The organism is Chryseobacterium sp. MYb7, assembly GCF_002979455.1.
Classification (GTDB): domain Bacteria; phylum Bacteroidota; class Bacteroidia; order Flavobacteriales; family Weeksellaceae; genus Chryseobacterium.
The window spans coordinates 36,280-53,129 of sequence record NZ_PCOU01000002.1 but is presented as its reverse complement, the minus strand read 5'-3'; the positions used below and the strand labels follow the sequence as shown (position 1 = coordinate 53,129).

At 35.5% G+C, this 16,850-nt stretch carries 13 protein-coding genes; 8 read left to right on the top strand and 5 right to left on the bottom strand.

Features of this window, described 5'->3' with window-relative positions; translation table 11 throughout:
- Positions 1 to 319 precede the first annotated feature (319 nt).
- On the top strand, positions 320 to 1,267 hold the full coding sequence (locus tag CQ046_RS02160) for a beta-1,6-N-acetylglucosaminyltransferase (protein ID WP_105700695.1): 948 nt from the start codon (positions 320 to 322) through the stop codon (positions 1,265 to 1,267).
- 111 nt (positions 1,268 to 1,378) lie between these two features.
- On the top strand, positions 1,379 to 2,587 hold the full coding sequence (locus tag CQ046_RS02155; protein WP_105700694.1) for a winged helix-turn-helix domain-containing protein: 1,209 nt from the start codon (positions 1,379 to 1,381) through the stop codon (positions 2,585 to 2,587).
- 77 nt (positions 2,588 to 2,664) lie between these two features.
- Here CQ046_RS02155 and CQ046_RS02150 read toward each other — a convergent pair whose 3' ends face one another.
- The 3 genes from CQ046_RS02150 to CQ046_RS02140 form a co-directional block, all read right to left on the bottom strand.
- On the bottom strand, positions 2,665 to 4,173 hold the full coding sequence (locus CQ046_RS02150) for an adenosine kinase (RefSeq protein WP_105700693.1): 1,509 nt from the start codon (positions 4,171 to 4,173) through the stop codon (positions 2,665 to 2,667).
- Between the two features lie 164 nt (positions 4,174 to 4,337).
- Complete coding sequence (locus tag CQ046_RS02145; protein ID WP_105700692.1) at positions 4,338 to 5,258, bottom strand: AraC family transcriptional regulator; 921 nt, start codon at positions 5,256 to 5,258, stop codon at positions 4,338 to 4,340.
- Between the two features lie 146 nt (positions 5,259 to 5,404).
- On the bottom strand, positions 5,405 to 6,316 hold the full coding sequence (locus CQ046_RS02140; protein WP_105700691.1) for an SDR family oxidoreductase: 912 nt from the start codon (positions 6,314 to 6,316) through the stop codon (positions 5,405 to 5,407).
- A 413-nt stretch (positions 6,317 to 6,729) separates the two neighbouring features.
- Here CQ046_RS02140 and CQ046_RS23480 point away from each other — a divergent pair, with 413 nt between their 5' ends.
- The 3 genes from CQ046_RS23480 (at position 6,730) to CQ046_RS02130 (ending at position 11,503) form a co-directional block, all read left to right on the top strand.
- Positions 6,730 to 6,879: a hypothetical protein gene (locus CQ046_RS23480; RefSeq protein ID WP_165790447.1), complete on the top strand. Its 150-nt coding sequence runs from the start codon at positions 6,730 to 6,732 to the stop codon at positions 6,877 to 6,879.
- A 195-nt stretch (positions 6,880 to 7,074) separates the two neighbouring features.
- Complete coding sequence (locus tag CQ046_RS02135) at positions 7,075 to 10,029, top strand: SusC/RagA family TonB-linked outer membrane protein (RefSeq protein ID WP_105700690.1); 2,955 nt, start codon at positions 7,075 to 7,077, stop codon at positions 10,027 to 10,029.
- Positions 10,030 to 10,039: 10 nt separating this feature from the next.
- Entirely contained in the window at positions 10,040 to 11,503 is a 1,464-nt protein-coding gene (locus CQ046_RS02130) for a RagB/SusD family nutrient uptake outer membrane protein (protein ID WP_105700689.1), read from the top strand.
- A 275-nt stretch (positions 11,504 to 11,778) separates the two neighbouring features.
- Here the strand turns inward: CQ046_RS02130 and CQ046_RS02125 are convergent, their stop codons facing one another.
- Positions 11,779 to 12,291, bottom strand: a complete 513-nt coding sequence (locus tag CQ046_RS02125) for a hypothetical protein (protein ID WP_123906557.1) — start codon at positions 12,289 to 12,291, stop codon at positions 11,779 to 11,781.
- Between the two features lie 112 nt (positions 12,292 to 12,403).
- Between CQ046_RS02125 and CQ046_RS02120 the strand changes: the two genes are divergently transcribed.
- On the top strand, positions 12,404 to 13,444 hold the full coding sequence (locus CQ046_RS02120; RefSeq protein WP_105700687.1) for a serine hydrolase domain-containing protein: 1,041 nt from the start codon (positions 12,404 to 12,406) through the stop codon (positions 13,442 to 13,444).
- 282 nt (positions 13,445 to 13,726) lie between these two features.
- Here the strand turns inward: CQ046_RS02120 and CQ046_RS02115 are convergent, their stop codons facing one another.
- Complete coding sequence (locus tag CQ046_RS02115) at positions 13,727 to 14,842, bottom strand: acyltransferase family protein (protein ID WP_105700686.1); 1,116 nt, start codon at positions 14,840 to 14,842, stop codon at positions 13,727 to 13,729.
- A 186-nt stretch (positions 14,843 to 15,028) separates the two neighbouring features.
- Here CQ046_RS02115 and CQ046_RS02110 point away from each other — a divergent pair, with 186 nt between their 5' ends.
- The gene (locus CQ046_RS02110) at positions 15,029 to 16,093 is read left to right on the top strand and encodes a sensor histidine kinase (protein WP_228406846.1); all 1,065 of its coding nucleotides are present in this window, start codon (positions 15,029 to 15,031) and stop codon (positions 16,091 to 16,093) included.
- Positions 16,086 to 16,781 carry a LytR/AlgR family response regulator transcription factor gene (locus tag CQ046_RS02105; protein WP_105700684.1) on the top strand — a complete coding sequence of 232 codons (696 nt, stop codon included), beginning with the start codon at positions 16,086 to 16,088 and terminating at the stop codon, positions 16,779 to 16,781. The genes CQ046_RS02110 and CQ046_RS02105 overlap by 8 nt, the downstream gene beginning before the upstream one ends.
- Positions 16,782 to 16,850 lie beyond the last annotated feature (69 nt).

Sequence of the window (16,850 nt, the reverse complement as noted above, 5' to 3'; positions counted from 1 at the left end):
TACTATTTTTCAATAGATTACAAATTACCGGCAATGACTTGTCACTCTTATCTACAATACAACTTCATAATCTCTTACTTCCACTATGGAACCCAAGACTATAAATTGGTAGCTGAAAAAGCAAGACTGAAAGAAAAAATGTGATTTTAAACTATGCAGAATAGCAAAGGCAGTGACCTGTTTTATAAATGTTCTGCAAACCTACAATAAAAAAAACAAACACAATTTCATTTAATTGATTGATTATCAAAAATATATTCGTACCTTCTGCAAATAAACCGAATTATTTGGTAGCGCGGATGATTTTAAACTCCGAAACATGCAAACTTCTTCCCCACTAGCAGCCCCCTACCCCAAAACACTAGAATCACGCACTGCACCGCATGTAAGAATTGCTTATTTTATCATGGTACACCATAAGCCTGAAATATTTAAAGACATGTTTCAGAAGATCTATACAAGGGATCAGTTTTATCTTATTCATATTGACAGAAAAGCAAAACCTGATTTCATAGAAGAAATACAGCAGTATATTGTTCACTTTCCCAATGCCTATATTCTGGACAGTATGAATATTGTTTCAGGAGGCTTCAATATGGTTCAGGCTGAGCTGAATGCTATGGAATTTCTTTTAAATGTAAGCAAAGAATGGGATTATTTTATTAATCTAAGCGGTGAAGATTATCCCCTGAAATCACAAAATATTATCCGTAAATTTCTTACGCTCAATAAGGGGCGTAATTATCTTTTTTACTATGATCAGAAGTTTTACAGGCCAGATACCCTGCAAAGAATACAAAATCATTTTACGGAATTAGCTTATATTATTTCTACTTTCATCTACAGAAGATCATTCATGAAGGATGTGACACCTTATATTGGTGGAAAATGGTTTATTTTCACAAGAGAAACCTGTGCATTTTTAACCAATAACAAAATCGTTATGGATTTTGAGGATTACTATCTCCACACTTTTTTACCTGCAGAATCTTTTTTTCAGACTGTCCTTATGAATACATCATTCAGTGATATTATTATCAATGATGATAAAAGAGCGGTACTTGAGAAATCTATTTTTCAAACAGCACAGAATACCTTCAATTATATTGAATCTTTAAAATCCGGCAATCAGCTTTTTATCAGAAAATTTAACAAAAAAACGGACGAAAATATCAGAAAATACATAGAAGAAAGCTATCTTACACCTCTTCCTTTTGTGAATGAAATCGAAAGAGAACTAAAACGGGATAATCGTCAAAATAACTGACTTCTGACCAACTTACCCAGAATATTTAAAACAGATACTGTTCAATGCATTTTCCGTTAAATCATTATATTTGAAAGAGGATCATAAAATCTGTTTTCTTCAAATTAACATATGGAAAAGACGCTGACGCAAGAACAATTAAAGCTTGTAACTTTAGAAAGTCAGGGATTAACACAAAATACTCCTTTCGGAACCGGAAAAACTGCGGTTCTGAATGCTTTGGAACATCTCGGATATATACAGATTGATACTTTATCGATAGTAGAACGAGCTCATCATCATACCCTTTGGACGAGAATCCCGGATTTTCAGGCAGATGATCTGGAAGAACTGGTAGAAGATCGTAAAGTATTTGAATACTGGTTCCATGCAGCTTCTTATCTTCCTATGCAGGATTTTCGATATGTTTTACCTCAAATGCTGACAATCAAACGAGGAGAATCCCGATATTACAACGCTGATCCTAAAGTGATGGAATATGTAGTAGACAACATCCGTAATGAAGGTCCAAAAAGAGCAAGGGATTTTGAAAATGAAAGCTATAAAGCAGGAAGCTGGTGGAACTGGAAACCTGCCAAATTAGCGCTAGAAAGACTTTTTATGCAGGGAGACCTGATGATCAGCGGACGTTCCGGAATGCAGAAAACGTATGATCTTGCAGAGAGAGTTCTGCCGTCTTTCATTGATACCACAGAACCTACTCCACTTGAGCTGGCTGAATATCTCGTGAAAACCAATCTGCGGGCTTATGGATTTACTACATTGAAACAGATCACCCATCTTCGGAAAGGAAATGATTTAAAGAAAAATGTCAACCAGGTTTTACAGACTATGCTGGAAGAGGGATCAATATCTCAAGTCAAAATAGAAGGATTATCTTCTGCTTTTGTTCAGAATGATGTTTTTGAAAACACATTTAATGTTAAAAATTCTGGTGTCTGGCTGTTATCTCCGTTTGACAACGCTATTATTCATCGGGATCGGATCAAACAGGTCTTTGATTTTGATTTCCGCCTGGAATGCTATACTCCGAAAGAAAAAAGACAGTACGGCTATTTCTGTCTGCCCATCCTGTTTGGAGATCAGTTTATTGGAAGGGTTGACTGTAAAGCGCACAGAAAAGAAAAAAAGCTGGAACTTATTCATTTACATATTGAAAACAGTACTATAGAACCTGAGCTATGGCTTAACCCTTTTGTAGAAACTATAAAACGTTTTGCCATTTTCAATAACTGCGAATCCCTGGTTCTGACAAAGGTGAATCCGTCAAAATTAGGTGCTGTTGCAAAAAAAGAATTATCAAGATTAAAATTTAAATAGTAATTGATAGCTATTTAAAAGACAAATCGCATTATTGAAGTCAATAATGCGATTTTATTTTTCCAGAATGATCCTGATTAGTTTAATTTCTGATTTGTTTTCTGAACAAAATCATTCCATTGCTGATTCAGATAAGTTACTGCTTTCTTTTTCTCATTGTCATTCAAAGAAGAGTAATTAATAGAATTGAAAACCAGTTTTTTCAATGCTTTCACATCCAGCTCCCAATAGACCTGTGTTACCCAGAAATCATAGCTCAAACCTGTGTACCCATATACAGAAGGATCATCACTGCTGATGGAACACTGTATCCCATTGCTCAATAAAACTCTTGCAGGATGATTTCTTAAATCACTTACATATCCCAAAATTTGATTACTGATTGGGCTTACTTCTACCAGTTTGTTCTGTTTTCTGATTTGTTCCATTGTTTTAGGGAAGTAAATCAGATTAAGTCCGTGACCAATTCTTTTATTATTTAACAGGGCAACATCCAGAACATTTTTATTCAGGGCAGAATTGCTTTCTCCGGCATGAAGGAAAAGAGGTAATTCCACTCCGTACTTTTTACTAAGTTCGCTCATTTTTGTCCAGTTTTTCTCAAAAAAATTAATGTTATGTCCTGCAGCTTCATCTGCCACAAGATCAAAACCTGAGATCATATCCGGAAATTCTTTTTTCATTTCAAAAGCTGTTTGCAGCTGTTTCCCAATACTTTCATTATCTAAGAATTTAAAGCTTGAATAGATCAGTTTCAGGGTAAATTGCGGATCAGATTTGTGTATTTCTTTAAGAATATCCTGCAGATCTGTGATGGACGTTTTCAAAGGATATTTCCCATGTTGAAAATCGTAAAGTTCATCAAAGATGTATCTGATTTCTACATGCTGTACTTTGTCTTTTATTAAATCCTGAAATCCTTTCAGATAATATTCTTTAAAGAAAGGACGGTATGGAAGCAACAGGCTGATGCGCTTAAAACGTTTTTCAAATTCAATCCAATAATCTGTATAAGAGCAAAGATTGTCACGTTTTAAGGTAAGAAGATCCGACAGCTTATTTTCAAAATCCGGGGTTGAAGTCAGCTTTTTATCAAGGCTTACAAATCCAGCCGGAACTTTTCCTTTTTCAAAAAATCCAAGCTGTCCGAAAATAAACTGATCATTATCCTCCCGATCGAAAACATAGCATTCCTGATATTTTCTGGCAGCCGAAATAATCCATTTCACATCGGTTATTCCTCCGCTGTGGGTATGCAATAAACCTCCTTTCGGCATGGTCTGAAGAATTTCAAACATCTTACTGCCTTCTATTAATGGTTTTAATTCATTAAAAGAACTGTTATATAAAGATATTTTCTTTGTATCCGTATCACTGAGAAGCTGTTTATGAAGCTGGAATAGCTTTTTGTCCAAAGCCATTTCTGCATCGGATAATTGTATATCAGCATCAAATGCCATCGCCTCGTTTTCTTTCTCTGATAGTGTCAGATTCTGCTGGTATACAGATTTTTCATTCACTTTATTTTGTCCCAAAAATAAGGGTGCTCCCAAAAGTGATATATAGATAAGGTATTTTTTCATCATAATATTGGTGGAGTTTGTACTATCGGTTATGTCTTAACCGACAAAAGTAGCTTGTTACAGCAAAAATTGTGCAAAATAAAGATATTTCAAAAATAAGATTAATTTTTCTGTGAAAAACCTTCAATATTTCTTTTTCTTATCTACTATAAATGATTTTTCATTTTTTACTGAAAAGAGGTTCTGAATTCCAATGGAGAGCACTGGGTTTTATTTTTAAACAGTTTTGTAAAAGACTGTGGATGCTCAAAGCCTAATTCATAAGCAATTTCACTTACGGATAAATTTGTTGTAGAGAGCTTTTCTTTTGCTTTTTCAATCAGTTTATCATGAATAAACTGCTGTGTACTTTGTCCGGTAAGGTTTTTTAATAACCGACTGAGGTAATTGGGAGAGATTCCAACTTCATCGGTAACAAACTGTACTGTCGGTAATCCTTTTGATATCAGATTATTATCATTGAAATAATCCCTCAGCAAATCTTCCAATCGATTGAGGATGGAGTGATTAGTCATTTTTCTGGTGATAAACTGTCTTTCGTAGAATCTTTCGGAATAATTGAGCAGTGTTTCAATATGGGAAATGATGATATTCTGACTGAATTTATCGATAACTGCGTGATATTCCTGCTCAATATTTTCTATAATTCCATTGATGGTAAGTTCTTCTTTTTTTGAAAGAAACAAGGCTTCATTCACAGAATAGTCAAAAAAGTCATACTGTTTTATGGTCTTTGCAAGAGAAGTATTCCACAGAAAGTCAGGGTGAATCAACAGCATCCAGCCGGATTGTTTTTCCTGTCCGCCGGGATCTGATTCAATTCTGAAAACCTGGTTCGGGGAAATAAAAAACAGAGTTCCTTCATCAAAGTCATATTCCTGCTGGCCATACTTCAACTTTCCATTCATACCTATTTTTAAAGAAATCTGGTAAAAATCCAGCATCCAGTTGAACTCTCCGATATCGGCAGGCCGTTTTACCTCTTTATAGTCAATCACACTGATCAACGGATGTTCAGGAGGAGGAAGCCCTCTTGAGCGGTGAAATTCTGTAATGGATTTTATTCTTTTAATTGCCCGCTTTTCCATATCTATAAAATTACAAATTGTTTTTACAGTAAACTTTTGTTGTAGAGTTTTTTTTTACCACGGATGGCACAGATTTTCACAGATGCTTGTGGCTAAAGTAGTGCTTTGTTTATTCTTAAACATTTGTGACGTTTGTGGTTTGATATTTACGCTTCATCATTTTGATAGGCAGCAGCAAATTCCTTTGCAAAGTCTGCCAATTTTACTTTTCCTAAAACAGGCTGATTCTGATAATAATCTTCATACACAACTCCGCTTCCCTGGCTTGCCTGAGTTTCTACAAAGCCTTTAGCCACCTGTTCATTGAAACCGATATCAAGCCAGTTTTTCAATAATTCTTCATCTGAAATCACTTTCCACTCAAGATTCGGCTTACCGATTGCTTCACCCAAAGTTTTTGCAATTTCATTAGGAGAAACCACATCACTGGCTACATAACGTACTGTTCTTCCCTCAAATGGCTTTTCAATTTCTTCCGCTACAACGCCTGCAATATCCAACGGAGAAACCCACGGTTCTTTTTTATCTCCTCCCCAGTTGGAAATAATAGCCCCTTTGTTCTTAATCGTATTGATGAATGAAAACATATTGAAATAGATGCCTACCGGACGAATAAATTTAATGGCAACATCATTCGGAAGCTGTTTCAGAATCTGCTCTACATGGTAATGAAATACAATAATCCCCGTACCTCTATCCGTATGAGCTCCAATACTGCTGAGATGGATAATTTTCTTCACTCCTGAGCGCTCCACAGCAGTTTTATAGTGATGACCAATTTCACTGATCTTTTCGATAAAATCAACATTTTTATCAAATAAATCTCCTGCTGCCTCCATGGTTTCCATGAGATAAACAACATCTGCTCCTGTAAATGTTTCAGTAAGAAAATCAGGATCAAACATACTGCCTATAGCAGCTTTTGCTCCTAAAGCTTCAATAGCTGCCTTTCTTTCTTTATTACTGCTGATCACCGTTACCGAGTGTCCTTTGTCTACTAATTCTTTTGTAAGCGGCTTTCCGATGTTCCCGATGGAGCCTGTTAAAACAATATTCATTTCTTTATTTTTTTGTTGATGTAAAATTCCGAATTGCCTATGAGGAAAACTTCGCCGAATCTATCTTCTTCTTAGCCAAAACCAAACTCTATCAATAGCATTTCTTCTTATCATATTTCTTTCTTGAACATTGTAGAGCTATAAAATAAATAAAAAGTCTACAAAACAAATAGACTTATAATTTTAATTTTAATTCACACCTGAAAATTAACTTTTTTATCATTTTTTAACATTTACAACATTCTAAAAAATAAATTGATAATCAATATTTTATATCATTATAATTTAAATTTAATTTAATAACCTACTAATTTAGTAGACTAATATGATTTATCTCATACTCTCTTTTTATAGGGGTTTACCTTTTATTAAATAATTTTGACCCAGTTAAAAAAATCATAAACTTTATTCTCATGAATAAGAATACCTTTAATTCTTACCTATGCACCATTACGGTGGCAGCTTCTGAACAGCAAAATTGTTGTGGAATGCCTGCCCTTTCACAGCACAACAGTATTTCTCAAAACATGTGCTTTGATATGATGTGCATGATGATGTACTAACTTTTTTAAGAGATACATTCATTACTGTAGGAATTAAAGCCAAAGAGTTCAAGGCTTCTTTCATCCGGGTACATCTCCTGTAAATTTAATTTTCTATTTGTTATATCCTCCCTGAAAAAGGAGGCAGGAAATTATTATTTCTTACAGAGAGATCAGCAGTAATACACAGTTCAGTTTTAAACCTAGATTAATATAATGAAAAAGAAACAATGCAAGCTTGGTGTATTGGCCTTACTCCTATTCGCGGAATATGGTTTTGCACAAAGTAAGGACAGCCTTTCCAACGAAACTTCCATCAAAGAAGTGGTAGTAGTGGCCTTTGGAAAGCAGAAAAAAGAAGAGATCACAGGATCTGTACAGTCCTTGAAGGCCAAGGACCTTTCTAATCTTCAAAACGGAAATATTCTTCAGGGAATTGGAGGAAAAGTAGCTGGGGTACAAGTAATTTCATCAGGTCAGCCGGGTTCCCAGCCAACGATCAGAATGAGAGGAATAGGTTCCATCAATGCTTCAAGTGATCCATTAATTGTTCTGGATGGTATTCCGTACAGTGGAAACCTGAACAGTATTGCCTCATCAGACATCGAAAGTATTTCTTTCCTTGAAGATGCTTCTTCAAATGCTTTATACGGTTCCAGAGGAGCCAATGGAGTTATTATTGTGAATACAAAAAGAGGTAAAAACAAGGGCATAAGTATTGAGGCCGATGTAAAAACAGGAGTTAATTTCAGATCAATTGAAGATTATTCAGTTTATACTTCTCCGCAGGATTATTATAGTGCATATTACAACAGAGCCAGAATTGGTGAAATTGCGAGGATGAAACAACCGGGAGCAGTTCCTTCCGGTCCTTCTCCGCATGATGTAGGGCTTGCAGCGTTAACCAAACTGGGATATGATGCTTATAATGTTCCTTTTAATCAACTAATATCAAAGGATGGTTCTTTTAATCCGGATGCAAAATTGTTATATCAGGACGATTGGAAGAAACTACTTTTCAGACCTGCTTTGAGAAGAGAAGCCACTGTAGGCATCAATGCCAATGGTGATCAGGTAAAATCATATACTTCACTTAACTATCTGGATGACAAAGGATATTTGATTTCTTCAGGTTTTGAAAGGTTCGGGATTCGGTCTAATGTAGACTACTCTATCACCTCAAAACTGAAATTAACCAGTGCTTTGTCTTATACCTATAGTAAGCAGGATTTTGGTGAGACCGGCGGATTCTCCAACCCTTTCCAGTTTGCCCGAAATATTGCGCCTTTCTATCCTGTTTTCCTGAGGGATAATAACTACCAAAGGCTTTATGACAGCTATGGGAATGCTTTATATGATTATGGAGACGGTCAGGGACCTAACGGAGCCACCAGATCTTATGCCGTTTTTGAAAACCCAGTAGGTAACCTTCAAAAGAATAAATCACAGATCGTAAGTAATGTGACCAATCTTAATCTTGGTTTAAATTATGAAATCATCAAAGGACTTGATTTCACCTATAATTTCGGAGCCTATCTTGAAAATACAAGAAACCTGCAGTTCGGAAATACGGAAGGAGGAACATCTTCTTCTGTAGGGGGAACTATTTCGCAGAGTTCGAACTTTAAATATACACTGAACCACCAGCAATTGCTTACTTACCAGAAAAAACTGGGAAATCACAGCTTCAACCTCCTTGTAGGACATGAACTGAATAAGATAAAAGATGATGGATTATCAGGATCCAAACAACAGCTTTTATTACCGGATTCTCAAGCTTTTGATAATGCGGTAAAAATTACAGGTTTATCGGGAAGCGGTTATGAATATGCTGTAGAAGGGTATTTCACAAGGTTATTGTATAACTATGACGGTAAGTATTTCTTCAATGCCAATATCCGTAGAGACGGTTCTTCAGTATTTTCTCCTGAAAGCAGATGGGGGAATTTCTATGGATTAGGACTGGCGTGGAATATTGCAAAAGAAGATTTCCTTAAGGACAACAGCGTGATTAATTCTTTAAAATTAAAAGCCTCTTACGGTCAGCAGGGAAATGACAACATTCTTTTAAGCGGATCTACCAGAGACTATTATGCTTATCAGGATATCTACGGGATTAATAACTTCGGAAATGACAAACCTGTTCTGTCTCTAAAAAAACAGGGAAACAAAGATTTAAAATGGGAAACTTCCAAAAACCTGAATGCCGGTTTTGAGATTTCACTTTTAAAAAGCAGAATCACCCTGAATGCAGATTATTTTGAAAGGAAAGTATCGGATATGATCTACGCTCTTCCTCTTCCTCCATCCAATGCAGGATCTTATGTAAAATATGGCAACATTGGAGATATGACCAACAGAGGTGTTCAAGCCAACATAAGTGTGGATATTCTTCGTGGTGATGAGTTCCAGTGGAACTTTTATGCCAATGCCACCCATTATAAAAATAAGATTACCCGATTACCGGCTGAACAAAGGAATACAGGGCTGGTTAGTGGCTTGTTTATTCTTGCAGAAGGCGGAGACCGTTACACTTATTTCCTGAAAGAATTTGCCGGAGTAAATCCTGAGAATGGTGATGCTTTGTGGTACCGTACATCCATAAATCCTACCACTCAAAAGGAAGAAAGAACAGTTACCAGCAATTATAAGGATGCCACTGATTATAACACTGGAAAATCAGCAATTCCAAAAGTATATGGTGGATTCGGAACAGATTTCAGCTATAAAAGATTTAATCTGGCAGTGAATTTTGCTTACCAGTTCGGAGGATATGGATATGATGATATTTACAGAAGTTTATTCCATTCCGACAGCTATGGTTCTAACTATTCTACGGATCTGGATAAAACATGGACTCCGGAAAATCCTACGACTGCATTACCAAGAGTAGATCTTACCGCTACGAATCAGAACGGAAACTCAACGCTTTATCTGATCAAATCAAATTATATCAGTCTTCAGGACGTTACTCTCTCCTATCAGCTTCCTGACGGTTTTGCAAAGCAGGCAGGTTTATCAGGTCTGAAAGTTTATGTGACTGGAAACAACTTATACCTATGGTCCAAGAGAAAAGGATATGATCCGAGAGCTTCACTTACGGGAGTTTCTGACGCCTACCGTTATTCTCTGTTATCGAGCGTCTCTTTAGGCTTTAAACTTAATTTTTAAAAGAACAGGAATGAAAAAAATAAAATACATTATAACAGCTGCAACCATAAGTTTCATTGCTACTAGTTGTTCCAATGATCTCAACACATTACCGGACGGAGATATTTCCGGTGAACAGTTGAATAACGACGCCAACAGCCCGGAAAAAATACTGGGTGGAATCTATCTTGACCTTCGCAGCAATGGTGCCGGCGGTACTACCGTTCACTCAGATTTCGGAATCATGGGAATCAAGGCGGGTGCAGATCTGATGTCCAATGATGTCATCCAATCTACCAACCAGCATTTGGGAATGTTTTATAATTATGAGGCTACCAATGCCAGCAATATTGCATCTGAGATTGTATGGACCACTTTTTATGCTAGAATATTTATCATCAACAAACTTCTTGATAACCTGGATAAAAATGCAAACGCAAAAAACAGAGCTATAGCAGGGCAGCTTCTCGCTTTAAGAGCTTATTCTTACTTTTATCTGGTTCGTTTCTACGCTAATGATTATAACGGACATCAATCTGAACCAGGACTCCCATTGGTTCTTACAGCCAATAACCCAAGCCAGGGACTTCCGAGATCAACGGTTGCTGAAGTGTATACACAAATCAAGAAAGATATTGAAGAATCTGTTTCCCTTTTGGATACTTATTCCCGTCCATCCAGAGCTCAGATCGACCAAAGAACTGCTAAAGCTATTGCTGCAGAAGTATTTCTGGAAACAAGAGATTATATCAAAGCGGCCAAATATGCTGAGGAAAGTAAGCAGGGAGTAGTCCTTATGACTGAAGATGATTATACCAATACCGGATTCTCCAACATCAATAATCCTGAGGTAATATGGGGTTTTCATAATACGATTTCCACCATGAGTATCGGGAATTATTATGCTTCTTTCTTTTCGATGTTTGATAATACCAATGAAGGATATGCGGGAGCTGCACAGATCCGTAAACTGATAGACAAGCGTCTTTACGAAGCTATTCCGGCAACGGATTACCGTAAGAAAGTATTTAATGGAAGCCAGAATGCAACATATACTTTTAATGGAAAAACGAAAAATTATCCGCCTTACGTAAGCTGGAAGTTTAAAGATCCTACCCTTTTTGAAGGAGATTATATTTACATCAGAGCTTCTTCACTGTATTACATACAAGCTGAAGCCCTTGCCAGACAAGGAAGAGAAACGGAAGCCAGACAGGTATTATTCGACATTACCTCCAAAAGAGATAAAGCTTATACGATATCTACAAAGTCAGGCAGTGAGCTGATCAATGAAATTGTATTGCAAAAGAGGATAGAACTTTGGGGTGAAGGCTACGCCTGGTTTGATATGAAGAGATTAAATACTCCTTTAGAAAGAGTATACACAGGAACGAATCATACTTTTGGAAGATTCAACCTGACACCGGATAAATTCAGATTCCAGATTCCTAATAAAGAGATTAATAATAACCCACAAATCAAACAGAATGAGTAGATAAACAGAAACAATTTTACATTCAAATATATTCAGTGACGAGGAGCCATTTACTTGTAAATGGCTCCTTTTTTATGTTTAATTTAAAATGCAAAGTAAGAGTTATTCAAACGTTCATTTTTAAGGAGGCAAAGGAGTACGACTTTGTCGCCTATGAAGGTGGATGATGATACGTCTGCTCAGAAAGAATCAATTTATTGATTCCAGCTTTTTGCTTCCTTAAAAATTATAAAAGCATCAAAGAAGCTTTGCGTTAAAAAAATCTTGCAGATTATTTATTTTATAACAATATCAGATTTGTAATGATCTTTCACCAGCTCGCCATTTTTATACAACCGCTGGTTAATCACCTTCCCTTTTTCATTAAAATAAAGCCACAAAGCATTTTTTCTTCCTAAAGAATCCAGACGTCCCATTTCTTTTGGCATTTTATTGTTATGAAGAATTTGAACAGGATATAATCCTTTCAAATCTTTTAAAGAATCCATTTTTTCCGGGATCAGTTCAGATTCATTTCCAATCTTGAAAATATATTTTTTCCCTTTATCACTATTCAACATCAATTCATCACCTGATATTTTATATTTCCCTTCAGAGAAAGTTGCTGTTACGATTTGATCATAACTTACATGTTCTGTTTTTAAAAACTCAAAAGTTCCATCTTTTATATAAAGTGAATAGGTTCCATTTCCAGATTCCAGTTCGACATATTTTGGGTATTCTTTATCTTTTTTACAGGAAACAACAGAGAAAAAAATGATAGAAAGGCTAATAGTTTTAATTTTCATAGAGGCTAAATTATTATAATATTTGGAATAAAAGAAAAAGAGGAAATACATATATTTGAAAATCATTTTCATTTCTTACATCCCTTACTTTTTTCAATAATAAAAATATATAATGACCATAAAAAAATTACTCTTCACTGGTGTATTTTCCACCCTACTGTCTATTACCGTAACAGCTCAGAAAAAAGACGCTTATACTCATAAAATTGACAGCATTATCACAGCTTCCAGTCCGATAGAATTCAACGGAGTGGTTTTGGTGGCCCAAAAAGGAAAAACACAATACTTGAAAACCAATGGCTACAAAGATTTTGAGAAAAAAATTCCGTTGAAAACAGATGATCAGTTTGAAATCATGTCAAACTCCAAGCAGGTGACCGCTGTTTTGGTTCTGCAGGTTGCCGAACAGGGAAAACTGGATCTTCATACTCCTATCAAAAAATATCTTCCTTCTCTTACTCAAACCTGGGCAGATACAGTTACGATCCATCATCTCCTGAACCATACCCATGGGATTACAGATAAGGAAAAACCCACAATCTTCAAAACGGGTTCCCAGTTCAAATATGGAAATCTTTCCTACATGATGCTTGGAGAAATCCTTAAAAATACAACTGGAAAAAGCTTCACAGAACTGGCCAATTCTCTTTTCAAAAAACTGAAAATGGATCATACTTTTGTTTACAATACAAATAATAATCAATCTCTCGTTCCCGGTTATATGAACGAAAACAATCAGTTTGAAAAAGTAAAAGAGTCTTTTCTGAATGACGATATTGCTCCTGCTGCAGGAATTATTTCTACGGTACAGGATCTTGCAAAATGGGATCAGGCATTATTTAAAGGAAAACTTCTGTCTCCAGAGTTTCAAAAACAGATGCTGACCCCTTCCACCAGCTCTCAGCATGATGTATTTGGAAAAGAAAGCATGGGATTCGGGTATAATGTGAGGTTTATCAAAGAAGCTGGGCTGAATTATTATGCAGTGACAGGCCTTGGTGATGGCTTCACCTGCCTTAATGTGCACTTCCCTTCCACAGATACTACTTTGGTTATCCTTGAAAATCAAATGCCTGAAAACCGCGAATACTGGAGTTTTAAAGAAGCTGCAATAAAGAATGTAGTTCTGAAAGCAATTACAAACGGACAATAATTTCATTTATGAATAGTTTCAGAAGTGGATCTTGCTTTACTATTTAAGTTCCATAAAAATTTAAACGCAAAGTTTAATAATTCAAATAAAATATATTGAAGAAAGCAAAAGAAATGCGACAAAGTCGCGATGAAGCTAAATGATAGGTGTTCGCTTAATCAGAATCAATGCAATTGATTCCAGCTTAGCTTCCTTATAATTTTATGATCGAGAAGATAAAGCTTTGCGTTAAAAATAAATTAAGATCTTTTTGTAAATAATCTTTGTAACAGCTTTAGTAGATTACTCAGATTCTTTTAAAATTCTTGTTTTAACAATAGAAAAAGGTTTTTCTATCAAAAATCTGTAGAATAAACCTCCCAAAATACAGGCGAAAAGGCAAATCATAAGGCTTATATTATCTGACGTTTCCAGTTTAAAATAATCAAAACTCTCCTGCACCATATGAATAATTCCTTTATGTGAAAGATAAACAGCATAAGATAAAGCGGCCAGTTGAGCGGTAATATAAGACTTCGATTTGTACAGGAAAGACGATTGGGAAACCGCAGCCATAAGGATAATTCCATAGCTTACTGCCACCAGTGTAAATCCAAATAGAGAAGCTGTTTTTGAAGCCTGCTCATCACATACCCAGAAAGAAATTCCCAACAGTATAATTCCCAAAAAGAAAAGTTTATTTCCGTTGTGATTCACTATTTTTTTGAACTTTGAAGAATATTGCATTAGAAATCCGATCAAAACCCCTGTTCCAAGTCCAGCCAGCCTTGTATGGGTAGGGTAATATATTTTCATATACCAGAATTTCCAGAAATCTGAGGAAGCAGTATCCACTCCTGTTATACATTCATTCCATACCATTAGTCTGGCTATCATAGAAAATCCTATAACCGTCATCATCAGAACTGCCATATACCTGAACAGTTTTGTTGGCATCACTATCAAAAGGAATAAAGGAAGAATGAGATAAAACTGCTCTTCGATACATAATGACCATGCATGAGAAAATGTTCCCCGGTTGATTACGTCCAGACCATAATTTTGAGTAAAACTCATAAACTTCCACAATGGAGATAAAGCTTCTCTTTCCCTGAAAAAAGGAAATGTAAAATACAGAAAAAGTGTAAAAAAATAAGCCGGAATAATCCTGAAAAAACGTTTTATATAAAATGTATTCAGATGGATTTTCCCTTTAATTTCTATTTCTTTAAATAGCCGGCCTGAAATCAGAAAACCACTTAAAACAAAAAAGAGATCCACACCCGTCCATCCAAATCTTCCGATACTGTCAATCCAATCCGGATGTTTAAAAGCACGGTAATGGTACATTAATACGAGTAAAATAGCGGCAGCTCTCAGATGATCCAATCCGTAAAGCCTTTCAGAACGTTCTGTCATTATTTTTTTATGCAAATGTTGACAAATTTCAGACTGCTTTCTGATATGGGATCCAGACTACAGCTTATTCAGAATCAACAGCAAAATAAGCAGTCTATATAATAAATGATGTCATCTGCCATTATTTTAAAGCATTTAAGACGACCGCTTTCTGATGTTACTTAAGATTTTATATTTTTGAGGATGATGAAAACTCCGTCAGAAATTCAGATCAGACAAACACTATACTTCCAGCTGCTTTTCTGGACGGCTTTATTTTTATTCGGAACGGTAAGAATGTCTGAAGACTATGATAGTGAAGCTACCAAAGGATTGATTATTTATAATTTTTGCCATTGGATTTTCCAGATTGCGGGAGCCAATTTTATTTATTTTGTTCTGATCCGTCATTTCTTTGATCAGAAAAAGTATGCTGAATTAATACTGTCTATTCTTCTCAGCCTTTATATTATTTCTGTCATTAATCGGTTTTTTATCGTTTATATTGCAGAACCACTATTCATTAATGAATTATTGAAAGATACCCCTTTTGAAATTTTCACAGATATTCCTTACCTGCTTCTTCATTATACCTTTCCGATTATCAGCGGTGCATTTATTTTTATCTCAATCATGTTTATCATAAGGTATAAAGATGAAAAGGAACGTACTATCAAACTGCAGAAGGAAAAAACCGAACTGGAACTCCAATCACTCAAATCCCAGCTCAATCCTCATTTTCTTTTTAATACCCTGAATAATATTTATTCCCTGTCTGTTAATCATTCTGATAAAACCCCTCAATCTATCAGCCAGCTTTCTGATATTCTGGATTATATTCTGTACAAAGGGCAAAAAAAATGGGTAGCAATCTCTAATGAACTGAATATTATCGATCATTATATAGCTCTGGAAAGTCTCCGCTATCATGATGAAAGATTAAAAATTGAGAAACATTTTCTATTAGGCTCCCAGAACACAATTCCACCACTGCTATATCTCACTTTAGTAGAAAATGCTTTTAAACACGGAGCAGGAAAAAATTCAGAAACAACAGAAATAAAGATTGAAATAGAAACGAGTAAGCAGTCTTCTGTTTTTAAAATTGAAAATACTTTTTTTGAAAGCCCGGCAGATAACGAAAAAGGAATTGGACTGCAGAATATACAAAGACAATTACAATTTCATTATCAAGGAAAATCTACCTTTCGGGTTTCACAGGAAAACAATATTTTTAAAGTTGAAATAACCACTCCTTCCCATTATGATTAACTGTATTATTGTAGATGATGAACCTCTGGCTGCCTCATTGCTGGAAAACCATATCTCTAAGATTGACGATTTAAAGCTGACAGGAAAAGCCCAAAATGCAATGCAAGCTTATAAAATACTACAGAATCAGACTGTAGATTTGATGTTTCTGGATATACAAATGCCTCATTTGAACGGAATAGATTTTTTAAAATCACTGCCGCAGAAACCTAAAACCATTTTCACGACAGCCTACCGGGATTTTGCCATTGAAGGTTTCGAGCTGGAAGCAGTAGATTATCTTCTTAAACCTATTACTTTTGAACGGTTCTTCAAATCTGTAGAACGTATACTCAGAAATACACAGGACAGTAACGAAGATTTTATCATCATCAAAACTGAAGGAATGCACCGTAAACTTTCCCTTTCGGAGATTGCTTATTTTGAAAGCCAGGGAAATGACATCAAAATAGTACTTACCAATCAGGAAAATTGTGTTTCCAAAAATAAGATTGCTGATCTGGAAAAAACTTTATCAGGTAAAGGTTTTGTAAGAATTCACAGGTCTTTTATCATCAATTCTGCTTTTGTAACTGCTTTCAGTAATAATGAGATTGTGGTATGCCATCATCAGATTCCTGTGGGAAGAAGCTATAAGCAAGAGTTTGAAACCTTCATATCTTCTGTTTCCAGAAGAAAACTGTTATGAAACTATTTATGAAAACTTCAATATTGAATTTCTCACTTCTTTTTTAGAATTTAATCTATAAAGCCGCAT